The sequence below is a fragment of the Micromonospora sp. L5 genome, assembly GCF_000177655.2.
GTDB lineage: Bacteria > Actinomycetota > Actinomycetes > Mycobacteriales > Micromonosporaceae > Micromonospora > Micromonospora aurantiaca.
The window spans coordinates 1,899,910-1,924,027 of record NC_014815.1 but is presented as its reverse complement, the minus strand read 5'-3'; the positions used below and the strand labels follow the sequence as shown (position 1 = coordinate 1,924,027).

The window sequence follows — 24,118 nt, the reverse complement described above, 5'->3', positions numbered from 1 at the left end:
GCCGAGCCGCCGCCCGACCGTGACCGGCCGTGTGACGAACCGCCTGTACGATGGCGCGTCGTGGCCGTGCCCGTGGTGGACCCCTCGTTGAACCCCTCGTCCGTCGAGGCGGACGCCGTCGTGGCCGACCCGCCACGCCGCGCCCGTCGCCGGCCGGCCCGCGCCGACGTGCTGGCCATCGGAGCCTATGTGCTCCTCGGCGTTCTCGTCTGCCTCAACTACTGGGGCGACGTCGAGCACCGGGTCTCCTCGCACCTGCCCACCGACCACAGCTGGTTCGAGTGGCTGTTCGCCCATGGCGCGTATTCAGTGCAGCACCTGGAGAACCCGCTGTTCACCACCCGGCAGAACGCGCCGGACGGGGTGAACATGATGGCGAACACCTCGCTGCTCGGGGTGACGCTGCCGCTGGCGCCGCTGACGCTGCTGCTCGGCCCGCAGGTGATGTACGCGCTCTACCTGGGCGCCGCGCTGTCCGCGACCGCCGCCACGTCGTACTGGGTGCTGTCCCGGCACCTGGTCCGTTCCCGGGCCGCGGCGTTCGTCGGCGGCGCGTTCCTCGGTTTCGCGCCGGGCATCGTGCACCACGCCAACGGCCAGCCCAACTTCGTGTCGAACTTCCTGCTGCCGCTGATCGTGGCCCGGGTGCTGCGGCTGGGCGAGCCGGGCCGCTGGCGGCGCAACGGGCTGGCGCTCGGGCTGCTGGTGGCGTACCAGATCTTCATCAACGAGGAGATGCTGCTGCTCACCGCGCTGGCCTGCCTGGTCGTCGTGGTGACGTACGCGGTGCAGCGGCCCCGCGCGACCCGCGAGCGGGCCGGGTCGTTCGTGGCCGCGCTCGGCCTCGGCGGCGGCCTGGCGCTGCTGCTGACGGCGTACCCGATCTGGTTCCAGTTCAACGGCCCGCAGTCCTACCGGGGCTTGCAGGGCGGCGTCTTCCACAACTGGGGTGAGGACCTGGTCGCCTTCGTCACGTTCGCCAGGGACACGATCGCCGGTGACGAGGCGGTGGAGAAGACCATCGGGCTGACCGAGCAGAACACCTGGTTCGGCTGGCCGCTGGTGCTGGTGGCGCTGGCCGCGCTGGTGCTGCTGGTCCGCCGGTCGGTGCCGGCCCGGATCCTGGCCGTGCTGGTGGTGGTCTTCACGATCGCCTCGATCGGTCCGGTCGTGCGGTTCAACGGCGTGGAGACCGACATCGACGGGCCGTGGGCGTACGTGCCGGACGATCTGCCGCTCGTCGAGATGATGATGCCGACCCGGTTGAGCCTGGTCGTGGTGGCCGCCGTGGGCGCGCTGCTCGCCCTGGCGTGGGACACGCTGGCCGGTGCCGGCCGCCCGCCGGTGCCCGCCCCCCGCTCCGGCGCCGACGACGGCGGGGACGACGACGGCGGGACGACCGCGCGCGACACGCGCCGGCGGGTGCTGCGCCTGGCCGGGTTCGTCGCCATCGCCGCCGCCGTGGTGCCGCTGATCCCGCGTCCGCTGCCGGCCGAGCGGATCGACCCGCCGCCGCACTTCATCACCGCGGGCGGCTGGCGGCCGTACGTGCCGGAGGGCCGCACGCTCGTGCCGGTGCCGATCCCCAGCAACGTGCACGGTCTGCACACGCTGCGCTGGAGCGCGCTGACCGGCCAGGAGTTCCCGGTCCCGGGCGGCTACTTCATCGGCCCGAACGAGCGCGGCGAGGGCGTGTTCGGCGCCCCGAACCGCCCCACCAGCACGCTCATCTACTCCACCATGGACGCCAACGAGGTGCCGGAGATCACCGAGGAGAACCGCCGCCAGGCCGTGGACGACCTGCGCTTCTGGCGGGCGTCGGTGGTGGTGCTCGGGGCCGGCCCGCGCGAGGCGGTGCTGCGCGACCTGATGGCCGAGTTGCTCGGCCCGCCGCAGCGGGTCGACGACGTGTGGATCTGGGACGTCCGCGACCGGGTGTGACCCCCGGTACCGGTCAGCCGACGAGCGGGCGGACGTCCCACAGGTACCCGCCGGGCACGTCCCGGCCGGAGCCGACCAGCGCGTCCACTGTGGCGCGGACCGGGTCGCCGGGTGACGAGTCGGCCTGCACGAGTGCCGCCGCCCGCCAGTGCCGCAGGTCGTCGACCGCCTGCCGGCGTTCCGTCTCGCCGACCGGCGGCACCCGGCCGGTCTCGGCGGCCCGGCGCAGCAGCAGCGACGTGGGCCGGTCCGGCGCGCCCCAGCGGGCCGCCGGGTCGGTGGCCGAGCGCGGGCCGATGAAGTAGCCGCCCGGCGCGTCGAACGCCAGCGCGGTGCGCGCCGACCAGAACATGGCGGGGCTGACCGCCGCCCCGGTCACCGGCGGCACCGGCACCAGCGTCCGGCCCGGCGGCACGTACTCCCGCCAGCCGCCGCCGGACACCACGGCCGGGACCGGCGGGACCGGCACCGCGCGGATCGGCGTCGGCGCCAGCGGCAGCAGCGCGGCGGCGACCGCGCCGGCCCACGGCGCCCAGGTGCGCACGCCGCCGCGCCGGACCCGGTCCAGCGCCAGCGCGAGCAGCACCCCGAGCACCGGTACGCAGACCAGCGCGAACCGCGCCGGCACCACCAGGTCCAGCAGCGGCACGCCGGCGAGCAGGCGGTACGGGCCGGGCAGCCCGGTGTCGTGCCGGTTCACCACCACCGGGGAACCGAGCGACAGCAGCGCGAACAGCAGGCCGCACGCGGCGAGCGCGCGCACCAGCGGCCGCCGCCACAGCCGCACCACCACGAGTACGGCCAGCAGCGGCAGGAACGGCCCGAGGAACGAGTTCTGCTCGGTCGGGTTCGGTGACAGCAGCCCGGCCCGGCGGGCGTCCCCGGCGACGCTCTGCCGGGCGGTGGCGACGAAGGAGACCACGTCGAGCCGGTAGCCCTCGGTGTGGAACGGCATCCCCCGGTAGTGGCCCGGCCCGGCGAACTGGAACCACAGCGGGTACGCCAGCAGCACACCCGCCACCAGCGCGCCGACGCCCAGCCGCCGGGCCACCACGGGCGTCAGCCGGCGCGCGGCGGCCCGGTCGGCGAGGGCGTACGCCCCGGCGAACACCCCGGCGGCCAGCGCCAGGAAGACCAGCACCTCCTCGCCGAGGAACACCTGGTACGCGACTGCGAGCCCGAGCAGCACGCCGTCGCGCCGGACCCGGTCGGTGGCCGGGCGGAACACCAGCGCGAGGATCACCGGCACCAGGAACTGGGCGGCCATGTGCAGGTGCGCACCGGCCTGCGCCACCATGCCCGGGGCGAAGCCGCAGAACAGGCCGCCCACCGCGGCGGCGGCCCGGGAGCGGACCAGCCGGCGGGCGAGCAGCGCGTACCAGGCGGTGGCGGTCCCGGCGAGGCTGAGCGTCACGGCGACGAGGAAGGCCGCCTGGGAGCCGAAGACGACTGTGACCGGGGTGAGCGGCACGCCCAGCCCGAGCACCGACGTGTTCGCCATCAGGTTCACCCCGTCCGGGGCGTTCAGCGCGCCGCTCCACAGCGGGTTCTCGCCGCCGGTGACAGCGCGGGCGGCCCGGGCCAGCATCCACTCGAACAGCATCTGGTCGCCGGCCTGGTGGAACAGCCGTTCCGGCCGGCGCCACTGGCCGGTGGTGAGCAGCACGGCGAGACCGAGGTAGCCGGCCACCACCAGCACGTCGGCCGGGCGGGGCCGACGGCGGCGGGGCGCGGGGGCGGGGACCGCCGGTTCGGTCAGGCGGACCGGCTGGTCAGTTTCCGCACGTCCCACAGCCACACGTCCAGCTCCTGCCGTCCGGGGCCGACCAGCTGCTCGACGGTGCGGCGCAGCGGCTCGGCGTTCTGCTCGTCGCGCGGCAGCACCACCACCGCCGCGTTCCAGTGCCGCAGCTCGTCCAGGTAGCGGCGCCGCTGGCGGTCGTCCAGCTTCGGCGTACGGCCGGTGGACGATACCTCCCGCAGCATCTCGCCGATGCCGCTGGGGCGGCCGCCGAAGCGCCCGGGGTCGCCTGTGACGCCGTTGCGCGGCGCGAGGAAGTAGCCGCCGGGGATCTTGAAGTCGAGGTTGGTGCTGGCCGCCCAGCGCATCGGGTCGGTGTTGCCCATCGCGGGCACCGGCACTGACACGAGCGTCTGGTCCGGCCCGACGTACTTGCGCCACCTGTCGGCGGTGATGAACTCCGGCACCGGCTCCCGGGTGGTGACCTGCAACGGCATCGGCGCGATCGGCAGCAGCGCGAGGACCAGGCCCGCGGCGGTGAGCTTGCGGGCGGTACGCCGGTCCACGCCTCGCAGCGCCCAGGCGCGACGGACCGCGTACGCGAGCAGGATCGCCACCGTCACGCCGGTGATCAGGCCGAAGCGGGTCGGCACCACGGCGTCGAGCAGCGGCAGCCGTACCAGCAGCTCCCACGGGCCGGTGGCGATCTCCCGGTCCCACCAGGAGATCCGCTCGCCGAGGGAGAGCACGGCGAAGAACAGCCCGGTGGCGGCGAGCGCGCGGACGATCACGTCCCGCCGCAGCCACACCACGATGCCCACGACCAGCAGCGACAGGCTCCAGCCGAAGAACGCGTTCTCCTCCGAGTAGTTCGGCGCGAGGTTGACGTTGGCGCGTTCGTTGCCGCCGAACGTGGGCGAGCCGGGCGCGAAGAACGCGGCAATGTCGTTGCCGTAGTCGCGCACCGCGTCGCTGAGCCCGTGGTACGCCATCGGCCCGGCGAACTGCACCCACAGCGGGTACGCCAGCAGCGCCCCGGCCAGCGCCGCGCAGACCGCCAGCCCGGCGCCGAGCGGCCGCCACGCGGTCGTCCACCGCTCCCGCTGCTGCACCACCACGGCGATCAGGAACACGCCCAGGGCCAGCGCGGTGAAGAGGAGGATCTCCTCGTTGATGAACGCCTGCGCGGTGACCAGCAGCGCCAGCAGCACGCCGTCGCGGACCGGCCGGGCCGACCGGGTCAGCACCAGCACCCGCCACACGATGAACGGCAGCAGGAACTGGCTGATGATGTTCGGGTGCCAGTTGGCGTGCGACAGCATGGCCGGTGAGAACCCGCAGAACCAGGCCGCCACGGCGGCGGCCGGGCGGTGCCGGATCAGGTGCCGGGACAGCACCCGGTACCAGGCGGCGGCGGTGCCGGCCAGGCCGAGCGTGACCAGCGTGACGAAGGAGACCGCCGGTCCGAACAGGAGGGTCACCGGCACCATCGGGATGCCGAGCGCCAGGATGGCGGTGTTCGCCATCAGGTTGACGCCGTCGGGGTAGTTGAACTGCTCGGTGAAGAACGGGAACTCGCCGTGCAGCACCACCCGCACCGAGTGGGCGAGGAAGAACTGCACCTGCGCCGGGTCGCTGCTGTAGAGCGCGGCGACCCGTCCGGCCGGGTCGACCCAGATGCCGCTGGTGACCCAGATCGCGGCGAGCAGGAATCCGCCGTACACGGTGAGGTCGATCCGGCGGCGCGTCCACCGCCATCGGCGCGCGCGCCGCGCGCCCGGCGTGGCCGGTGCCTCGGGCGTGGTCGGCGTGGTGGTCGCCGGCTCCGGCTCGGCGGTGATGGTGACCGATGGTGGGTCCAGGGTGACGGCGCGGTGGCCCGTCGGGGCGGCGGCGTCCGGCGTCGAGGCGCCGCGGGTCTCGGCAGGCGTCACAGTCGGCGGAGTCTACCGGAGCCGGATATTGGTACCCGAATCGCCCGTCACGTTCCGCAGTGGCCGATCGGCCGAAAGGGTGAGCCGGGCGCGGCCGGGTGACCGGTCGTCTCGTACCATGTGGGCTTCCGACCGACGACCGGCGAGGGGATCAGGGTGCTTTCAGCCCGCCGAGGCGCTACGACGGGCATCGCGCTGGCAGCTCTGCTGCTGGTCACGGCCGGTTGCGGTCCGGTCGCCGAACGGCAGCCGGCGGACCTGCGGGTCGGCTACGACAGCCTGGACGGCACCCTCGCGGTGTGGCCGCCGCGCGGCAGCCTGGCCCGCGACGCCGCGGCCACCGCCGCGATCACCACAGCGGTACGCGACTGGCGCTCCCCGGTGGACGACCGGGTGCACGTGCCCACGTCCGGCATCCTCTTCTCCGGTCAGGTCGCCGGGTCGGCGCTCGCGCTCGTCGCCGCCGACGTGCCCGGCGAGTCCGCCTCCTGGCTGCTGCAACTCGACCGGGACGGGCAGCGCTGGCGGGTCGTCCACGCCACCGAGTACACCGATCCCGGTTACCTGGTCTACTCCGACGTGCTGCCGGTGCGGGAGCCGTCCGGCCGCCGCTACCTCACCTCGGCCCGCGTCGAACGCCTGACCGGACCCGACGGCAAGGTGCTCGGCACCACCGACGGCGTCACCGACCCGGTCGCCGTACCGGACTGCCGGGCCGTCGAACTGACCGCGACGCTGCGGGCCACACCGTCGCTGCCGCGCGGCCGGGCCGCGGACCGCGTCCTCGACCTGGGTACGGCCACCGAAGCGCCCCGCTACCCCCTGGTACGCGACGAGACGGGCGCAGGCAAGCGCGCGCTGACCGGATTGGACACCTGCGTGCTCGCCGGCGAGCGGGGCCCGTTCGGCAGCGTGCCGCGCCGCATCGGCGACCGCGAGGCACCCCGCTCCGCGCCCGAGTCCTGGCCGATGGCGAAGATCGCGACGCGTTCGCTCGGCTCGGTGGCTCTCGGCGAGGGCGAGCCGGGCGAGTTGGAGCAGCTCAGCTGGGAGGCGCCGGCCGGGACGATGACGGCCGTGGTCTACCGGCCCGCCGACGGTGGCACTCCGGTGGTCTCCCCCGCCGACCGGTCCACCACGCTCCAGGCGTACCACCTGCCGATGCCGGGCCGGCCGCTGGCGGTGCTGTCGTGGCGTACCCGGGACGCCTCGTTCTCCGCCCCGCCCGGCACGACCCGCCTGGTCGACCGTCCCGGCCTGGTGGTCGTGGAGCACACCGACCAGAGGCAGACGTTCAGCCTGGCCGGCACCGAGAAGACCTGGTACCGCTCCCTCCCCACCCCCTGACCCTCTCGTCCTCTCCCCTCCCTCACCGCACCCCGCCCCGCCTCGCGCGTTGGCCCGGCCCCGTCGATCATGAAGTTGACGGCGACAAACCGGACACCCCGCGCGGCCAACCTCATGATCATCCACCCTGCTCGGTGATCAAGGAGTTTGTGTCACCCGGGAGTCCCTCCACGCCCCCAAACTCCTTGGTCAACGGGGCGGGCCAAGGCGGGGGCAGGGGCAGGGGCAGGGCTGGCGCGACTCGGCGATCTTGCAGTTGGGGCCCCGTTGAACAGGGCATAACCGGCAATCTGGGGGCCGGAAGTGCAAGATCGACGGAATCGGGGCGGGTGCAGAAGGCTCAGGCCCGGGTGTTGCGCTCCCACACCTCCAGCACGCCCAGCGTCAGTCCATCGTCCTCGAGGTGCCCGACGAACAGCGCGTGCAGCGCACCACCCACGCCTCGTCCCCACATCTCCGGGTCGACGTGGATGGAGCTGCGCGGTCGTCCGCGGATCCAGGTCGGAGGAGTGCGGCGGCCCCAGGGCCAGCACGCCGGCCAGGGCACCGTCCACGATGGCGCAGCGCACCCGCTTGTGCGCCGAGGTGATCGCCGCCGCCCAGCCCCGCCTCGCGTACCTCCACGACCCCTCCCTCGACCCCAGACATCCGGCGATCTTGCGATTGCGGCCCTCCCTGATCGGGCGAAGCCGACATCAGGAGGGCCGCAAGTGCAAGATCGACGCGGAAACCCGGCGCGGAGGCCGCGGGTGGGGGCAGGTCAGGTCAGCTCTGGGCTCGGGCTCCGTTTGTGGCCGGGTCGACCGGGGCGGCGTCCAGGCCGGAGATCCAGCCGGTGACGTCGCGCGCCACATCCTGGGCGGTCAGCCGCAGGTCGGCCAGGATCTGCGCGCGGCTGCCGTGCGGGTGCCAGTCGGCCGCTACGCCGAGGTCCTTGACCGGTACGCGGACGTCGGCGTCGCGCATCGCCTGGGCCAGCGCCGAGCCGACGCCGCCGATGCGTACGCCGTCCTCCACGGTGACCACGAGCCGGTGCGCGGACGCCAGCTCGACCAGTTCGGCCGGCACCGGGCGCACCCAGCGCGGGTCGACCACCGTCACGCCGTAGCCCTGCTCGGCGACCCGGGCGGCGACCTCCACGCCGAGGCCGGCGAACGAGCCGACCGCTACCAGCAGCACGTCGGTACGCGCCGACTCGGCCAGCACGTCGACCGGGCCGACCCGGCGTACGGCCGGCAGGTCGGCGGCGACGGTGCCGGTCGGGAAGCGCAGGATGGTCGGGCCGTCGTCCACGGCGACCGCCTCGCGCAGCTCCTCGCGCAGCGTCGCCGAGTCGCGGGGCGCGGCGATCCGCAGGCCGGGCACCACGCCGAAGACCGACATGTCCCAGATGCCGTAGTGGCTGGGCCCGTCCGGGCCGGTGATGCCGGCCCGGTCCAGCACGAACGTGACCGGCAGCTTGTGCATGGCCACGTCCAGCAGGACCTGGTCGAACGCCCGGTTGAGGAACGTGGCGTAGACCGCGACCACCGGGTGCAGCCCGCCCATGGCGAGGCCGGCGGCGGAGGTGGCCGCGTGCTGCTCGGCGATGCCCACGTCGTACACCCGCTCCGGGTACTTGCGGGCGAGCGTGGCGATGCCGGTGGGCTCGGCCATGGCGGCGGTGATGCCGACCACGTCGGGGCGCTCGTCGGCGATCGCGACCAGCTCGTCGGCGAAGACGTTGGTCCACTTCACCGACGGCACGGCGAGCAGCTTGCCGGTCTCGGCGTCGAACGCGCCGGGGCCGTGCAGGCAGTCGGCCTCGTCGTCCTCGGCGGGACGGTAGCCGTAGCCCTTGCGGGTGACCGCGTGCACGATCACCGGGCCGCCGAAGTTCTTCGCGGCGCGCAGCGCCGCCTCGACCGCCGGTACGTCGTGACCGTCGACCGGGCCGACGTACTTGATGCCGAGGTCCTCGAACATGGCCTGCGGGGCGACCGCGTCCTTGATGCCCTTCTTGACCGCGTGCAGCACCTCGTACATCGGCTTGCCGACGAACGGGGTGTTGCCGAGCGCGTCCTTGACCGTGTCGAGCACCTTCTCGTAGCCGGGGTTGAGCCGCAGCGACGACAGGTGGTCGGCGAGGCCACCGATGGTCGGGGAGTAGGACCGGCCGTTGTCGTTGACCACGATCACCAGCGGGTTGCCGGCGGTGGCGATGTTGTTCAGCGCCTCCCAGCACATGCCGCCGGTGAGCGCGCCGTCGCCGACCACGGCGACCACTGAGCGCTTCTCGCCGCGCAGCGCGTACGCCTTGGCCAGGCCGTCGGCGTACGACAGGGCGGTGGAGGCGTGCGAGTTCTCGATCAGGTCGTGCTCGCTCTCCGCCTGGCTGGGGTAGCCGGAGAGGCCACCGCGCTGGCGGAGCTTGTCGAAGCCCTCCTGCCGGCCGGTGAGGATCTTGTGCACGTACGCCTGGTGGCCGGTGTCGAAGAGGAGCCGGTCACGCGGGGAGTCGAAGACCCGGTGCATCGCCAGGGTCAGCTCGACCACACCGAGGTTGGGGCCGACGTGGCCGCCGGTGCGGGAGACCTTGGCGATCAGGAAGTCACGGATCTCGGCGGCGAGGATGTCCAGCTGCTCGGCGGTCATCCGCTTCACGTCCTGCGGGCCGCGGACGGTGCCCAGCAGCCGACCGTGGTTGGCCGTGCCCTCTTCAACACTCATGACCGGAGAGTCTATCGGCCGCGGAACAGTCCGCAGCCTGGCCGTGCATCGACCCAGGTCAGGCGTCCACCACGAGGCGCCGGGGCGCGGGTGGGCGCGGCGCGGCGACGGACGGGCCCGCAGGGGTCCAGGAGCCGAGCACGGCGGCCCGGGACGCCCCGGTCACCGACGGCACCGCGCCTGGTAGCCCGTGCCAGGACAGCCAGCCCAGCAGCGCGAACGCGTACGCCTCCTTGGCCTGGGCCGGTACGCCCAGCTCGTCGGTGGTGCGCAGCCGCCAGCGCCCCTCGCCCAGGGCCGCCAGCCGCGCCCGGAGTGTGGGATTGCGCACTCCCCCGCCGGCGGCCACCACCTCGGTGACCCGGTGCCGGTCGCAGGCGTCGGCCACCGTGCGGGCGGTCAGCTCGGTGAGCGTGGCCAGCACGTCGTCGGCCGCCACCGGCTCCCCGAGCGCGGCCAGCGCGGCGTCCAGGTAGCCGCCGTGGAACAGCTCCTTACCAGTCGACTTGGGCGGCGGCGCGGCGTAGTACGGCTCGGCGAGCAGCCGGGCCAGCAGCGCCGCGTGCACCCGGCCGGCCGCGGCGCGGGCGCCGTCGACATCGCAGGGCCGGTCCAGGAAGCGCCGGGCGGCGGCGTCCAGCAGCGCGTTCGCCGGGCCCACGTCGTACCCGAGGACCGGCGCCCCGGGCGCGACCACCGTGAGGTTCGCGATCCCGCCGAGGTTCAACGCGGCCCTGGCACCGGCCTCCGGGTCGAGCAGCAGCGCGTCGAACGCCGGGACCAGCGGCGCGCCCTGGCCGCCGGCCGCGACGTCCGCCGAGCGCAGGTCGTGCAGCACCGGTACGCCCACCCGGGCGGCAACCCGGGCCGGCGCGCCGAGCTGGAGCGTGCCGCGTACCCGGCCGTCCTCGACCCAGTGGAAGACCGTCTGCCCAGGCGACACCACCGCGTCGGCGGTGCCCCCGGCCAGTTCGACGCCGGCCGCCGCCGCCTCCGCGAACACCTCGCCGAGCCGGTTGTCCAGCCGGCAGACCGCCTCGATCGTGGTGGCCGCCGGGGGCAGCAGCGCGCCGATCTCGGCCCGCAGGTCGTCCGGGTACGCCAGCTCCCGGTGCCCGAGCGGCCGCAGCCGCAGCGTGTCGCCGTCGGCGGTGAACTCGGCCGCCACCACGTCCACGCCGTCGTAGGACGTGCCCGACATCAGCCCGACGATGCGCAAGGAAGGGCCCCTTCTTAACGGATCCGGTAGTGGAAGGGCCCCTTATTAACGCGATCAACGCGATCAACGCGATCAACGCGATCAACGCGATCAACGCGCGGAGCCGGGACAAGATCAATCCTGCGGGGGCAGGAACAGGCCGACCAGCTCCACGTGCTGGGTCATCGGGAACAGGTCGAAGCCGCGCAGCGCGGCCAGCCGCCACCCCGCCTCGGCGAACGTGCGCACGTCCCGGGCGAAGGCCGCCGGGTCGCAGGCCACGTAGGCGACAGCGCGCGGCCCGGCGGCCACCACACCCCGGACCACCGCCGCGCCCGCGCCCGAGCGCGGCGGGTCGAGCACCACCAGGTCGACCGGCCCGGTGATCCGGCGCCGGGACAGCGCCGCCTCCACCCGCGCGGCGACCACCTCGACGGCGCGCAGGTCGGCCAGGTTCTGCCGGGCCGCGGCCACCCCGTCCGGCGCCGACTCGACGAGCGTCACCCGTGCCCCGTCGACCCGTTCCGCGAGCGCGGCGGCGAACAGGCCGGCCCCGCCGTACAGGTCCCAGGCCGTCTCCCCCGGCCGCGGGTCGAGCAGGTCGAGGACCGCGCCGGTCAGCGCGTCCGCCGCGGCCGGGTGCACCTGCCAGAACCCGGAGGCAGGCAGCGTGAAGGAACGCCCGGCCGCCGTCTCCCGGACCCGCTCCGGCCCGCTCACGGCCGTCGGAACCCCATCGGTGTACGCGACCACGGCGACGTCCCCGCCGGTGCTGGCGACCGTCTCCACCGCGTCGGCGTCCGGCCAGCGGGCACCGGTCGGCGGGAGCACCGGCAGATCCTGGATCGCCGGGTGCGCGATCAGGCACCTGTCGATCGGCACCACTTCGTGCGAACGGTGCTTGAGCAGCCCGGCCCGGCCGGCCGCGTCGACCGCGTAGCGGACCCGGGAGCGCCAGCCCAGCGGCCCGCCGGGCAGCGCCTCGACGCGTACGCCGAGCGCGTCCACCTGCTCCGCGGTGAGGCCGCCCAGCCGGGTGAGCTGCTCGTGCACCACGGAGAGCTTCCAGTCGAGCTGGGCGGCCGGGGCGACGTGCTGGAGGTCGCAGCCGCCGCACCGGCCCGGACGGGCGTACGGGCACGGCGGGGTGACCCGGTCCGGCGAGGCGGTGAGGATCTCCACGGCATCGGCGCGGGCGAAGCCCCGGTGCAGTTCGGTCACCTCGGCCACCACCCGCTCACCGGGCAGCGCGTGCCGGACGAAGACCACCTGCCCGCCGACCCGGGCCACGCAGTGCCCGCCCGGCGCGACCGCGTCGACTGTCAGCTCGACCCGCTCGGCCTCCTCCAGCCCTGGCCGGTCCACCGACGCAGGGCCGGAGGGCGCAGCCGTCGGCGCGGAACCGGACCGCCCGGCCGCAGGACCGGAATGCTCGTCGCCGCTCACGGCCGCTCCTCGCGCTCGGTGCCGGGTGTGGACGCCACCGGCGGCGGCAGGGTGCTCTGCGGCGCCACCCGGGGGCCGCGCGCCGGGCCCCGGCTCAGCGTGGCGTCCAGCCGGTCCAGGTTCTTGCCGGCGGTGGACGCGAGCTGCCAGGGCACGCTGGTCACCATCACGCCCGGCTCGAACAGCAGCCGCCCCTTGAGCCGCAGCGCGCTCTGGTTGTGCAGCAGGTTCTCCCACCAGCGCCCCACCACGTACTCGGGAATGAAGACGGTGACCACGTCGCGCGGCGACTCACGGCGCACCGATGCGACGAAGTTGAGGATCGGGCGGGTGATCTCCCGGTACGGGGAGTCGATCACGGTGAGCGGCACCGGCAGCTCGCGGCGCTCCCAGTCGGCCTGGAGGTCGCGGGTGTCCTGCTCGTCCACGTTCACGGTGACCGCGGTGAGCGTGTCCGGCCGGGTGGCCCGGGCGTACGCGACGGCCCGCAGCGTCGGCTTGTGCAGCTTGCTGACCAGCACGATGGCGTGGTTGCGGGCGGGCAGCACGCCCCGCTGCTCGGTCGGCTCCAGTTCCTCGGCGATCCGGTCGTAGTGCCGGCGGATGCCGAGCATCACCACGTACATCACCGCCATCGCGACGATCGCGATCCAGGCGCCGAGCAGGAACTTGGTGGCCAGCACGATGATCAGCACCACGCCGGTCATGACCATGCCGAACGTGTTGATCGCCCGGGAACGGAGCATGCGGCGGCGCGCCTCCGGGTCGCGCTCGCGGCGCAGGTGCCGGTTCCAGTGCCGGATCATGCCGGCCTGGGAGAGCGTGAACGAGACGAACACCCCGACGATGTAGAGCTGGATGAGCTTGGTGACCTCGGCCTGGAAACCGATGATCAGCACGATCGCGAAGACGGCCAGGAAGAGGATGCCGTTGGAGAACGCGAGCCGGTCGCCGCGGGTGTGCAGCTGGCGGGGCAGGTAGCGGTCCTGCGCGAGGATCGAGCCGAGCACCGGGAAGCCGTTGAAGGCGGTGTTGGCGGCCAGGAACAGGATCAGCGCGGTCATCCCGGCGACCACGTAGAGCAGCACCGAGCCACCGCCGAACACGGTCTCGCCGAGCTGGGTGGTGACAGTCTTCTGCACGTACCCGTCCGGGCCGGAGATGATCTGCGTGCGCGGGTCCTCGACGAACTGGAGGCCGGTGAGGCGGGCCAGCCAGATGATGCCGACGAGCATGGCCACCGCGATGCCGCCGAGCAACAGCAGCGTGGTCGCCGCGTTCTTCGACTTCGGGCTCTTGAACGCCGGTACGCCGTTGGAGATCGCCTCCACGCCGGTGAGCGCGGCGCAGCCCGAGGAGAACGTCCGTAGCAGCAGGAACACCAGCGCGAACCCGGTGACGCTGTGCTCGGCCTGGATCTCCAGGCCGGCGCTCGGCGCGCGCAGGTCGTCGCCGAGCACGAAGACGCGGATCAACCCGGTCAGCAGCATGCCGCCGATCACGATCACGAAGCCGTACGTGGGGATGGCGAAGGCGGTGCCCGACTCACGCAGGCCGCGCAGGTTGATCGCGGTGAGCAGCACCACCGCGCTGACCGCGATGAGCACCTTGTGGGTGGCCACGAACGGCACCACCGAGCCGAGGTTCGCCACGCCGGAGGAGACCGAGACGGCGACCGTGAGCACGTAGTCGACGAGCAGCGCGCTCGCCACCGCGAGGCCGGCCTTGGGCCCGAGGTTGACAGTCGCCACCTCGTAGTCGCCACCGCCGGAGGGGTAGGCGTGCACGTTCTGCCGGTAGCTCGCCACCACCGTCAGCATGACCACGACGACCGCGAGCGCGACCCACGGCGAGAAGATGAACGCCGAGGCGCCGGCGATGGACAGCGTCAGGAGGATCTCGTCCGGGGCGTACGCCACGCTGGAGAGCGCGTCCGAGGCGAAGACCGGCAGCGCGATGCGCTTCGGCAGCAGGGTGTGCTGGAGGCGGTCGGACCGGAACGGTCGACCGAGGAGGAGTCGCTTCAGCAGCGAGGTGGGTCGGGCCACAACCGCCAAGCGTACGACCACCGGGTCCGGGGCGCTGGGGTGGTCGATCTCCCCCGCGTGCGGCCGCGCGGTACGGTTCGGTCCCCCGTCCGGCAGGGGGACGTGGCAGGCTCGCAGACGACGGGTCGGCGGGCGGCGCCGTGGGAGGAGCGGACACCGTGCATGTGGTGATCATGGGCTGCGGGCGGGTCGGGTCGACCCTGGCGCACAGCCTGGAGTCGCGTGGACACTCGGTGGCGGTGATCGACCAGGACGCGGACGCGTTCCGCCGTCTCGGGCCCGACTTCGCCGGCATCACCGTCACCGGTGCGGGCTTCGACGGCGAGGTGCTGCGTCAGGCCGGCATCGAACGGGCCGACGCGTTCGCGGCGGTGTCCAGCGGCGACAACTCCAACATCATCTCGGCCCGGCTGGCCCGGGAGACGTTCGGCGTGTCCCGGGTCGCGGCCCGCATCTACGACCAGCGCCGCGCCCAGGTCTACGAGCGGCTCGGCATCCCCACCGTGGCGACCGTCCGGTGGACCGCCGACCGGATGCTGCGCCACCTCGTCCCCGAGGGCAACGTGGAGATCTTCCGCGACCCGACGAGCACCGTCTCGATCATCGAGGTGCCGGTGCACAAGGACTGGATCGGCCGTCCGCTGCGGCAGCTGGAGCAGGCCGTCGGCGCCCGGGTGGCCTACCTGAACCGGTTCGGGATCGGCACGCTGCCCACCGCCTCCACGGTGATCCAGGAGGGCGACCAGGTCTACATGCTGGTGACCGACGACATCAACGGCCCGGTCACGTCGGTGGCGGCGGCGCCGCCGGAAGGGGGGCACTGAGCCATGCGGATCGCCATCGCCGGCGCCGGCAACGTGGGCCGCTCGATCGCCCAGGAGCTGATCGACAACGGCCATCAGGTGATGCTGATCGAGCGGCAGCCGAAGATGCTGCGGCCCGACCGGGTGCCGGCCGCGGACTGGGTGCTCGCCGACGCGTGCGAGCTGGCCAGCCTGGAGGAGGCCGACGTGGCCGGGTGCGACGTGGTGGTGGCCGCCACCGGCGACGACAAGGTCAACCTGGTGGTGTCGCTGCTGGCCAAGACCGAGTTCGCGGTGCCCCGCGTGGTGGCCCGGGTCAACCGGGCGGAGAACGAGTGGCTGTTCACCGAGCAGTGGGGCGTGGACGTCGCGGTGAGCAAGCCGCGGGTGATGGCGGCGCTGGTCGAGGAGGCGGTCACCGTCGGCGACCTGGTCCGGCTGATGACGTTCCGGCAGGGCGAGGCGAACCTGGTCGAGATCACGCTGCCGCCGACCGCGCCCTACGTGGGGCAGGCGATCCACGCGGTGCCGATCCCCCGGGACGCGGCGCTGGTGGCGATCGTGCGCGGCAAGCGGGTGCTGGTGCCGACCCCGGACGACCCGATCGAGGCCGGCGACGAGCTGGTGTTCGTCTGCACTGCGGCGGTGGAGGACGACGTGCGCGCGGTGATCCTCGGCCCGCCCAGCGCGGACCGGCACCGCGACCGTGCCTGAGGCGGCGGCGTCAGGAGCCTGGTAGCGGGGTGGGTGCGGTCTCCCGGGTGACCCGGCGCACCACCCACACCGTGATCAGCAGCAGCAGCGCGTACGGCGGGTAGCCCAGGGCGAGCCGGGCCACGCCGAGCGCGGTGTCCTGGTGGGCCAGGTAGAGCCCGGCCTGTACGCCGACCTTGGCCAGCCACACCACGCCCCACAGCACGGTGAGCTGGGTGAAGGTGCGTACCAGCTTGGGGTCGTCGCGCCACTCGGAGCGGCCCTTGGCGACCAGCACCGACCAGATCCAGCCGACCAGCGGCTGCCGGATCGCGGCCGACAGCAGCAGCGCCAGGCCGTACCCGATGCCGTAGAGGATGCCCGGCAGGTAGAAGTCGCGCTCGTCGCCGGTGCGCAGCGCCAGCAGCGCGCCGACGCCGACGCCGAACAGCCCGTTGACCGCGTGCCGCACCGGCTTGCGCTGGGCCAGCCGCAGCCCGGCGATCAGCAGCGCCACCGCCACCGAGGCGTACACGGCGGGGCGCAGCTCGCCGATCACGTTGGCGATCACGAAGACCACCACCGGGATGCTCGACTCGACCAGCCCGCGCCATCCGCCGAGCTGGTCGGCCATCTGCTCGGCGAGGCTGGGCAGCCGCTCCTCGTCCTGCGGGCCGAGACCCGACGGGGTGTGCTGCTGTCCGGTCGTCACTTCGGCGACTCCAGCTCGTAGTACGGGTTGTAGATCACCTTGCGGTCGTCGCGCACCGCCACCCGGCCGCGCGCGGTCAGGTGCCGGCCCGGCTCGATCCCGGAGATGTGCCGACGGCCCAGCCAGACCAGCGTCACCACGTCGTTGCCGTCGTAGAGGTCGGCTTCCAGCGTGGGCAGGTTCGTGCGGGGCGTGTAGACGACGGTACGCAGCCGCCCGGCCACCGACACCACCTGACCCCTGTTGCACTGGTGGGCGGGCGTGCCGCCGGACTCGGCGCTCTCCCGGCGCAGCTCCTGCGCCTCGATCTCGGCCTCGCTCGCGGTGAGCCGGTGCAGGAGCCGCCGCAGCGACCCCCGGCTCTCGTCGGTCGTCATGACCTCCGCGTCACCCTCTCCACAGCGGGGCCCCGCGGGCGGCGGAACCGTCCCGCCAGCGTACGCGCAGTGGCCGCCCGGCGGGAGCGGCGTGGCGCGTACCGCCGGCTGGGACCGGACACGCCGCGGGCCCGGCGCCGGTACGACGCCGGGCCCGGGCACGTGTGGATCAGACCTCCTGCGAGTCGGCGGCCTGCTGCTCGGCGACCTCGCGGGGCAGCCGCAGCGGCAGCGGCTCGCGCACCGGCTTGGCCTCCTGGCCGCGGTCGACGACCAGGCCGTCCAGGCAGGCCGCGAGCGGGCCGGCGGCGGCCGGGTCGGTGGCGGCCGCGCCCTGGAAGACGCCGCGCACCATCCAGCGCGGGCCGTCGATGCCGACGAACCGCAGGTCGGTCGGCCCGTCCGGGGTACCCACCCGGGCGCGCAGCTCGGGCCCGTGCTCCCCCTCGACCTCCTGGGCGGTCGCGCCGTCGCTGACGAGCGACTGGCGGATCTCCTCGCGCACCTCGTCCCAGATGCCCTCGGAGCGGGGCGCGGCGAAGACGCCGAGCTGGAGCGCGTTCTGGCCGTGAACCAGCACGACCTGCTGGATCACGCCCTGCGGGTCGGCCTGGACCCGCACCTCGACGTCCGGCACCGCCGGGATCCGCAGGCTGCCCAGGTCGAGGCGAGGCGCCTCCGGGGCCTCGCTGACGTCGTACGGGCCGCGGTCCGGCGCCGACGGGGTCTCCTCGGCGTCGAGGACCCCATTGTCACGCGCCTCGTCGGCCCGCTTCCGGGAGAAGATCACTGCGCCCACCCTCCGCTGTTCACACTCACCCTGCCACCTCTTCGCTCTGCCCGCCGGACGGCGCCGGGACCAGCCCGGCGTGCCCGCCGGTGGACCCGTGCCCGCCCGTGCCACGCCGGGACTCGGGCAGCTCGGCCACCGGCCGGAACTCGGCCCGGGCGACCCGCTGGACCACGAGCTGCGCGATGCGGTCACCCCGGCTGATCTTGGCCGGCGTGTCCCGATCGTGGTTGATCAGGTTGACCAGGATCTCACCCCGGTAGCCGGCGTCGACCGTACCGGGCGCGTTGAGCACCGTCACGCCGAGTCTGGCCGCGAGTCCGGATCGGGGGTGCACCAGCCCGACGTAGCCGTCCGGCAGCGCCACCGCCACGCCCGTGGGCACCAGGGCGCGGCCGCCGGGGGGCAGCTCGACGTCCGCGGCGGCCACCAGGTCCGCACCGGCGTCGCCGGGATGGGCGTACGCCGGCAGTGGCAGCTCCGGGTCGAGCAGCCGCACGGGCACGGGTACGACGTCTGTCACGGTCATCCTCTTCCGTCCGGTCCTGCGGGGTGCCCCTGCCATCCTGCCGGTTGCCGGGCCGCTCGCGCGCCGTACCCTCGTCTGTGTGCGTCAGTCGTCATCTCCGGCCGCCCCGACGGCCACCGCCGCGCCGTACGCGGAGCGTCTCGGGCTGCCCTGGTGGGCCTGGCCGGCCGGGCTGGCCGCGGCCGGTCTGCTCGCGGTCGAGCTCTGGATGGGCGCGACCGGGGTGCGCGCCTGGCTGCCGTTCGTGCTGCTGATCCCCGCTGCGGTGGCCGCACTGTGGTGGCTGGGCCGGATCCGGGTCGAGGTGCGTGACGGCGAGCTGCGGGTCGACGACGCCCACCTGCCGGTGCGGTACGTCGCGGACGTGGTGCCGCTGGACGCGGCCGGCCGGCGCGAGGTGCTCGGCGTCGGCTCCGATCCGCTCGCCTTCGTGGTGCAGCGGCCGTGGATCGGTGGCGCGGTGCAGGTGGTGCTGGACGACCCGGCCGACCCGACGCCGTTCTGGGTGGTCAGCACGCGGCACCCGGTCCAGCTGGCGACCGCCCTGCTGGCCGCCCGCGACGCGGCCTGACCGTCCACCGCGACCCGCCGCGGCCCGCCGCGGCCCGGCTCGGCCCGCCGCGACCCGGCTCGGCCCGCCGCGACCCGGCCCGGGACCGGTCAGGACGGCGCCTCCGGCAGGGCACGCGCGGTACGCCGCAGGTCCTTGCGCAGTTGCTCGCCGAGCGCGCGGGTGGCCCGGCGGTTGAGGTAGCCGGCCACGGCGGCGCCGGTCAGGAACGGCCCGAGCGTGGTGAGGTTGCGCCCGAAGCGGCGCATCAGGCTGTCCCGCAGTTCCCGGCGGGCGGCGGTGCCGAGCACCGCGCTCACCCCGACGCCCGGCATCATCGGGTTGACCCCCCGCTGGGTGGCCCAGGACTGCACGAGCGCCACGGCACGGCCGGTGCCGCCGGGCGGCAGCGGCACCCGGTGGACCTCGTGCAGCTCCCCGATCAGTTTCAGCTCGATCGCCACCACGGCCACCGTCTCGGCGGCCAGCAGGACGGGAGCGGAGAGCAGGGTGGGCGTGACCGCCCACTCGACGGCGGCGACCCCGCCGCCCGCGGCGCCGACTCCGGCGGTGGCGCGGGAAGCGTTGCGGACCAGCCGGTCGGCGAGCGCCTCGTCGTCCAGGCCGGGAAAGTGCCGCCGCAGCGTGGCGAGGTCGCGGATCGGCACGTGCGGGGCGACCTCGGCGACCGTGTCGGTCATCCAGCGCACCGCCGCGCGGGGCTTGAACAGGTCGGTGATCCCGCGGGCGCGGGCCTGCCCGACCAGCCGGGTCAGCAGTTGCCGCCGGCGGGCGGGCGCGATGTCGTCGGCGGTCAGGGCGGCGACGGTGGCGCCCAGCTCCGCGGTGTCCGGGCTGTCCGGGCCGGGTACGTCCGGGCCGGGCTTGTCCGGGCCGGCTTCTTCGATGCGCTCGCTCACCCGTCCGCCCTCCTGCTCCGCGCGGCGTGGCAGCCGCCCGTACGAGTCAAGCAGCTCCCGGCCGAGCGCGCACGGCGGCGGCTCGAACAGCGGCGGCCCCGTCGAGGAGGCCGCCGCTGGTGTCCCCGGTCGGGATCAGACGCACTCGCGGCAGATCAGGTCGCCGTTGCGCTCGACCGCCAGCTGGCTGCGGTGGTGGACCAGGAAGCAGCGGGCGCACCGGAACTCGTCCTGCTGCATCGGGAGGACCTTGACCGTGAGCTCCTCGTCGGCCAGATCGGCGCCGGGCAGCTCGAAGCTCTCGGCCACCTCGGCCTCGTCGACGTCCACGGCACCCGACTGTGAGTCGACCCGCCGGGCCTTGAGCTCTTCCAGGCTGTCCTCGCCGAGGTCGACCTCGTCGCGACGCGGGGCGTCGTAGTCGGTGGCCATCGGTTTCACTCTCCAATATCGATATTGTCGCTGCCGGTTGTAACGCCGGACGACGCCGTTTCGGTTCCCCTGACCGGCCACCATCTCTGTCGGGCACCCGACCCGAAGAGCGGTGGGCCGGGCTCGCCGGTGCGAAATGCCCCCGGTGAGCGCGGAACCTTACCCCCCCTGTGGGCGAGGCATGTATACCGCCCTCGCGGGAGAGATGTACGCCTCTGCGCCCGAAGTTGTTCCCAATGTGACTCAGGCGACACGAAGATAGGGGTAGTCCTACCGGTTCACCGCGTGGCGCGCCGGTATGTCGGACTGTTTCCACGCCTGAGCCGGACAAGCGTTAACCTCAGCGGCGTACTGGACGGCCGACAGGTCGCGGCCCGACCGCGTCGCCCGCCACCACCCAATCACTGTCCGGGGAGCGCCCAGGATGAGTTTTGCGCGAGTGCGGGCACTCGTTGTCGTCGGACTGCTGGCGGTCGTCGCCCTGGTCTTCGTGGTCGTCGCCGTGCTGAAGGACAGTCAGGGCACAGCCGGTACGGCGGCCGCCTGCCCCGATGGCTGGCCGCTGGTCGACCTGCGCCTGCGGGAACAGAAGGACGTCAAGATCAACGTCTACAACGCCACCGACGAGGCCGGCCGGGCCGGCAGCGTCGCGGACGACTTCCGCAACCGCAAGTTCCAGGTCAAGAAGGTCGGCAACGAGACCAAGGCGTTCGACGGCGTGGCCGAGCTGCGGTTCGGGCCCAAGGCCGTGGGCTCGGCGCACCTGCTGCGCGCGTACTTCCTCAACGAGGCCAACCAGAAGTTCGACCCCAAGCGCAAGGACGACGTCGTCGACGTGGTGCTGGGCAACCAGTTCCAGCAGCTCGCCACCACCACCGAGGTCAACCAGTCGCTCGGCGACCTGGGCGCGCCGCAGGCGCCGACCGGCACCTGCCCGATGCCGATCGAGAAGTAGGCGACGGGCGCACCGACGGCACAGGGCGGTCTCCCCCGGGGAGGCCGCCCTGTCACGTGTCCGGCGCCGTCACGGCCCGCCCGAGGCGTCCAGGTCGGCCAGCCGGTCGTGCAGCGGCCCGTGCAGCGCCGGCGGCGCGGCGAGCACCAGGTCCGGGCCGGCCGGGAGGCCGGACAGGCCGGTCACCAGCAGCCCGGCCTCCCGGGCGACCAGCCCGCCCGCGGCCAGGTCCCAGTCGGCCAGACCCTTCTCGTAGTACGCGTCCACCCGCCCCTCGGCGGCCAGGCAGAGGTCGAGCGCGGCGGCGCCCATCCGGCGGATGTCCCGGATGTGCGGGATCAGCTCGGTCACCACCCGCGCCTGGTGGGCCCGGCGGTCGGCGTCGTAGCCGAACCCGGTGGCGACGAGCGCCTGCCCGAGGTCGGTGGCGGCGGAGCCGTGCAGCCGCTGCCCGTCGCGCCAGGCGCCGCCGCCGAGCGTCGCGGTCCACTCCTCGCCGGTGACGATGTTGCGGACCACACCGGCGACCACCTCACCGGCCACCTCGGCGGCCAGCGAGACGGCGCAGTACGGCAGCCCGTACAGGTAGTTCACGGTTCCGTCGATCGGGTCGAGGATCCAGCGCACGCCGTCGGGGCCGGCCGGGCCGGTCTCGCCCGCGCCGTACTCCTCGCCCAGCACGGCGTCGCCGGGCCGGCGCTGCCGCAGCGCGGCGACCACCTGCCGCTCCACCGCCCGGTCGGCGGCGGTGACCACGTCGGTCACCGTGCTCTTGGTCGCGGCCACCGAGACGCCCTCGACCCGCATCCGGTACGCGGTGGTGGCGGCCTCCCGGGCCACATCGACAGCGATCGTGAGCAACTCCCGCGCCGTGGGCGTCGAGGTGATCATGTCTCTCCCCTTCCGGCACGATCGGGACCGGCCGTCTCGTGCGCGGGTATCATCCTTACAAAGTCCACATCTGCGCCGAATCTGCGGTCCCGGACCGCAGGTCCGCCGTGCGGCGCGGGATGATCGCGGCAGACGGCGTTACAATTCACCCTGCCCACGCGCCACGGACCGCCAGCGACCGGACGGCCCGGGACACGGGGGTCCTCAACGACTCGCCCGGCGCGGCCGTCCCATGCTGCGCCGGACGACCCGGCCGTGCTCGCTCTTTCGCCTCCGGAAGGTCTTCGTGACAGATCCCCGCCAGACCGGCGCCGACGTTCGCTCGCTCACCGACACCCTGATCGCCCACGCGCAGAGCGCCGGCGGCCAGCTCACGTCGGCCCAGCTCGCGCGCACCGTCGAGTCCGCTGAGGTGACCCCGGCCCAGGCCAAGAAGATCCTCCGCGCACTCTCCGAGGCGGGCGTGACGGTGGTGGTGGACGGCTCGGCGAGCACCCGCCGCCGCGTCGCCGCCGCCCGGTCCGCCACCCCGGCCTCCCGCGCGACCACGGCCAAGACCACCAAGAAGGCCGCCGCGCCCGCCCCCAAGCAGGCGCCCGCCGCCGAGGAGTCGCCCGCCCCGGCCCCCCGGAAGGCGACCGCGCGCAAGGCCACCACCGCCGACGTGGCCAAGGCCGCGGCCCCGGCGAAGGCCACCAAGACGACCCGCGCCACCAAGGCCACCGTGGCGGCGAAGACCGCAGCGGCCAAGCCGGCCAAGGCCGGCGGCAAGGGCGAGGGCCCCGACGGCGAGATCGATCCGGAGGAGCTGGCCGCCGAGATCGAGGACGTGGTGGTCGAGGAGCCGGCCGAGCTGACCCAGGCCGCCGAGGCCGACGCGGCCAGCTCCGCCACCGACAACGACTTCGAGTGGGACGACGAGGAGTCCGAGGCGCTGAAGCAGGCGCGCCGGGACGCCGAGCTGACCGCCTCCGCCGACTCCGTGCGGGCGTACCTGAAGCAGATCGGCAAGGTGCCGCTGCTCAACGCCGAGCAGGAGGTCGAGCTGGCCAAGCGGATCGAGGCCGGCCTCTACGCCGCCGAGCGGCTGCGCGCCGCCGACGAGGGCGAGGAGAAGCTGGTCCGCGACCTCCAGCGCGACCTGATGTGGATCTCGCGGGACGGCGAGCGCGCCAAGAACCACCTGCTGGAGGCGAACCTGCGGCTCGTGGTCTCGCTGGCCAAGCGCTACACCGGCCGTGGCATGGCCTTCCTCGACCTCATCCAGGAGGGCAACCTCGGCCTCATCCGCGCGGTCGAGAAGTTCGACTACACCAAGGGCTACAAGTTCTCCACCTACGCCACCTGGTGGATCCGCCAGGCCATCACCCGCGCCATGGCCGACCAGGCCCGCACCATCCGCATCCCGGTGCACATGGTCGAGGTGATCAACAAGCTCGGCCGCATCCAGCGCGAGCTGCTCCAGGACCTGGGCCGTGAGCCCACCCCGGAGGAGCTGGCCAAGGAGATGGACATCACACCGGAGAAGGTGCTGGAGATCCAGCAGTACGCCCGGGAGCCCATCTCGCTCGACCAGACCATCGGCGACGAGGGTGACAGCCAGCTCGGCGACTTCATCGAGGACTCCGAGGCGGTCGTCGCGGTCGACGCGGTGTCGTTCTCGCTGCTGCAGGACCAGCTCCAGCAGGTCCTGCAGACGTTGTCCGAGCGTGAGGCGGGCGTGGTGCGCCTGCGTTTCGGTCTCACCGACGGCCAGCCGCGCACTCTGGACGAGATCGGCCAGGTGTACGGCGTGACCCGGGAACGCATCCGGCAGATCGAATCCAAGACCATGTCCAAGTTGCGGCACCCCTCGCGTTCCCAGGTGCTCCGCGACTACCTGGACTGACCGCGTACGTCAACAAATCGTGCCGGTTTGATCACCAGCCGTAGAACACTCTTTGGTGATCGTTCGGTTGCCTGTTTGTGATCGTTGACGTGGCACCCTTGGTGCACGGCACACTGTCCTCCACGCCAGGTGTGACCTCGGTCCCCCGCGGGCACACAGGGAAGGCAGGGCCCGAGATGGGTGTTGCACGATAGGTGAGCAACCGAAGAGAGTG

The 24,118-nt window shown here is 73.6% G+C and carries 20 protein-coding genes; 7 read left to right on the top strand and 13 right to left on the bottom strand.

From position 1 onward, the window contains the following. Positions 1-72 precede the first annotated feature (72 nt). Positions 73-1,941, top strand: coding sequence for a hypothetical protein (locus ML5_RS09370; RefSeq protein WP_041784479.1), 1,869 nt, complete (start codon positions 73-75; stop codon positions 1,939-1,941). Positions 1,942-1,954: 13 nt separating this feature from the next. Here ML5_RS09370 and ML5_RS09365 read toward each other — a convergent pair whose 3' ends face one another. Both ML5_RS09365 and ML5_RS09360 read right to left on the bottom strand, forming a co-directional pair. Further along, positions 1,955-3,739, bottom strand: a complete 1,785-nt coding sequence (locus tag ML5_RS09365; RefSeq protein ID WP_013474517.1) for a hypothetical protein — start codon at positions 3,737-3,739, stop codon at positions 1,955-1,957. Then, on the bottom strand, positions 3,697-5,523 hold the full coding sequence (locus tag ML5_RS09360; RefSeq protein WP_369752243.1) for a hypothetical protein: 1,827 nt from the start codon (positions 5,521-5,523) through the stop codon (positions 3,697-3,699). The genes ML5_RS09365 and ML5_RS09360 overlap by 43 nt, the downstream gene beginning before the upstream one ends. A 249-nt stretch (positions 5,524-5,772) precedes the next feature. Between ML5_RS09360 and ML5_RS09355 the strand changes: the two genes are divergently transcribed. Beyond that, positions 5,773-6,963, top strand: coding sequence for a hypothetical protein (locus tag ML5_RS09355; RefSeq protein ID WP_013474515.1), 1,191 nt, complete (start codon positions 5,773-5,775; stop codon positions 6,961-6,963). 765 nt (positions 6,964-7,728) lie between these two features. Here the strand turns inward: ML5_RS09355 and dxs are convergent. The 4 genes from dxs to ML5_RS09335 form a co-directional block, all read right to left on the bottom strand. Continuing rightward, positions 7,729-9,672 (bottom strand): 1-deoxy-D-xylulose-5-phosphate synthase, encoded by a 1,944-nt coding sequence (gene dxs / locus ML5_RS09350; RefSeq protein ID WP_013474513.1) that lies wholly within the window; start codon positions 9,670-9,672, stop codon positions 7,729-7,731. A 58-nt stretch (positions 9,673-9,730) separates the two neighbouring features. Beyond that, the gene (locus tag ML5_RS09345; RefSeq protein ID WP_236619386.1) at positions 9,731-10,873 is read right to left on the bottom strand and encodes an anhydro-N-acetylmuramic acid kinase; all 1,143 of its coding nucleotides are present in this window, start codon (positions 10,871-10,873) and stop codon (positions 9,731-9,733) included. 132 nt (positions 10,874-11,005) lie between these two features. Continuing rightward, positions 11,006-12,235, bottom strand: coding sequence for a class I SAM-dependent RNA methyltransferase (locus ML5_RS09340; protein ID WP_041784163.1), 1,230 nt, complete (start codon positions 12,233-12,235; stop codon positions 11,006-11,008). Between the two features lie 77 nt (positions 12,236-12,312). Continuing rightward, positions 12,313-14,364, bottom strand: coding sequence for an APC family permease (locus tag ML5_RS09335; RefSeq protein ID WP_013474510.1), 2,052 nt, complete (start codon positions 14,362-14,364; stop codon positions 12,313-12,315). Between the two features lie 158 nt (positions 14,365-14,522). Here ML5_RS09335 and ML5_RS09330 point away from each other — a divergent pair, with 158 nt between their 5' ends. Then, on the top strand, positions 14,523-15,188 hold the full coding sequence (locus ML5_RS09330) for a TrkA family potassium uptake protein (protein ID WP_013284798.1): 666 nt from the start codon (positions 14,523-14,525) through the stop codon (positions 15,186-15,188). A gap of 3 nt (positions 15,189-15,191) precedes the next feature. After that, positions 15,192-15,881, top strand: a complete 690-nt coding sequence (locus ML5_RS09325; RefSeq protein ID WP_013284797.1) for a TrkA family potassium uptake protein — start codon at positions 15,192-15,194, stop codon at positions 15,879-15,881. A gap of 10 nt (positions 15,882-15,891) precedes the next feature. On the opposite strand, the gene ML5_RS09320 is transcribed toward ML5_RS09325, so the two are convergent. The 4 genes from ML5_RS09320 to dut all read right to left on the bottom strand — a co-directional run bounded on the left by ML5_RS09320 (position 15,892) and on the right by dut (position 18,262). Then, a complete protein-coding gene (locus ML5_RS09320; protein ID WP_013284796.1) occupies positions 15,892-16,572 on the bottom strand; it encodes a DUF3159 domain-containing protein in 681 nt (226 codons plus the stop codon). Then, entirely contained in the window at positions 16,569-16,949 is a 381-nt protein-coding gene (locus ML5_RS09315) for an OB-fold nucleic acid binding domain-containing protein (protein WP_013474509.1), read from the bottom strand. Before ML5_RS09315 ends, ML5_RS09320 begins: the two co-directional genes overlap by 4 nt. 169 nt (positions 16,950-17,118) lie before the next feature. Further along, positions 17,119-17,739, bottom strand: coding sequence for a DUF3710 domain-containing protein (locus ML5_RS09310; protein ID WP_013284794.1), 621 nt, complete (start codon positions 17,737-17,739; stop codon positions 17,119-17,121). 25 nt (positions 17,740-17,764) lie between these two features. Beyond that, positions 17,765-18,262: a dUTP diphosphatase gene (gene dut / locus ML5_RS09305; protein WP_030274559.1), complete on the bottom strand. Its 498-nt coding sequence runs from the start codon at positions 18,260-18,262 to the stop codon at positions 17,765-17,767. A gap of 85 nt (positions 18,263-18,347) precedes the next feature. Here dut and ML5_RS09300 point away from each other — a divergent pair, with 85 nt between their 5' ends. Next, positions 18,348-18,839 carry a DUF3093 domain-containing protein gene (locus tag ML5_RS09300; protein WP_013284792.1) on the top strand — a complete coding sequence of 164 codons (492 nt, stop codon included), beginning with the start codon at positions 18,348-18,350 and terminating at the stop codon, positions 18,837-18,839. Positions 18,840-18,928: 89 nt separating this feature from the next. Here ML5_RS09300 and ML5_RS09295 read toward each other — a convergent pair whose 3' ends face one another. Together ML5_RS09295 and ML5_RS09290 are read right to left on the bottom strand one after the other, a co-directional pair. Continuing rightward, complete coding sequence (locus ML5_RS09295; RefSeq protein ID WP_174361773.1) at positions 18,929-19,657, bottom strand: hypothetical protein; 729 nt, start codon at positions 19,655-19,657, stop codon at positions 18,929-18,931. A gap of 216 nt (positions 19,658-19,873) precedes the next feature. Continuing rightward, positions 19,874-20,170: a DUF4193 domain-containing protein gene (locus ML5_RS09290; RefSeq protein ID WP_013284790.1), complete on the bottom strand. Its 297-nt coding sequence runs from the start codon at positions 20,168-20,170 to the stop codon at positions 19,874-19,876. A 439-nt stretch (positions 20,171-20,609) separates the two neighbouring features. Between ML5_RS09290 and ML5_RS09285 the strand changes: the two genes are divergently transcribed. Then, positions 20,610-21,125, top strand: a complete 516-nt coding sequence (locus ML5_RS09285) for a LytR C-terminal domain-containing protein (RefSeq protein ID WP_030274563.1) — start codon at positions 20,610-20,612, stop codon at positions 21,123-21,125. Between the two features lie 69 nt (positions 21,126-21,194). Here ML5_RS09285 and ML5_RS09280 read toward each other — a convergent pair whose 3' ends face one another. Then, the gene (locus ML5_RS09280) at positions 21,195-22,016 is read right to left on the bottom strand and encodes an inositol monophosphatase family protein (protein WP_013474507.1); all 822 of its coding nucleotides are present in this window, start codon (positions 22,014-22,016) and stop codon (positions 21,195-21,197) included. 286 nt (positions 22,017-22,302) lie between these two features. Here ML5_RS09280 and ML5_RS09275 point away from each other — a divergent pair, with 286 nt between their 5' ends. Next, positions 22,303-23,904, top strand: a complete 1,602-nt coding sequence (locus ML5_RS09275; RefSeq protein ID WP_041784477.1) for an RNA polymerase sigma factor — start codon at positions 22,303-22,305, stop codon at positions 23,902-23,904. Positions 23,905-24,118 lie beyond the last annotated feature (214 nt).

What these genes read in the sequence shown, in the direction of transcription:
- dxs (WP_013474513.1), bottom strand. Translation starts at nt 9,672, where the DNA reads ATGAGTGTTGAAGAGGGCACGGCCAACCACGGTCGGCTGCTGGGCACC.
- ML5_RS09345 (WP_236619386.1), bottom strand. Translation starts at nt 10,873, where the DNA reads ATGTCGGGCACGTCCTACGACGGCGTGGACGTGGTGGCGGCCGAGTTC.
- ML5_RS09325 (WP_013284797.1), top strand. Translation starts at nt 15,192, where the DNA reads ATGCGGATCGCCATCGCCGGCGCCGGCAACGTGGGCCGCTCGATCGCC.
- ML5_RS09315 (WP_013474509.1), bottom strand. Translation starts at nt 16,949, where the DNA reads ATGACGACCGACGAGAGCCGGGGGTCGCTGCGGCGGCTCCTGCACCGG.
- ML5_RS09290 (WP_013284790.1), bottom strand. Translation starts at nt 20,170, where the DNA reads ATGGCCACCGACTACGACGCCCCGCGTCGCGACGAGGTCGACCTCGGC.
- ML5_RS09280 (WP_013474507.1), bottom strand. Translation starts at nt 22,016, where the DNA reads ATGATCACCTCGACGCCCACGGCGCGGGAGTTGCTCACGATCGCTGTC.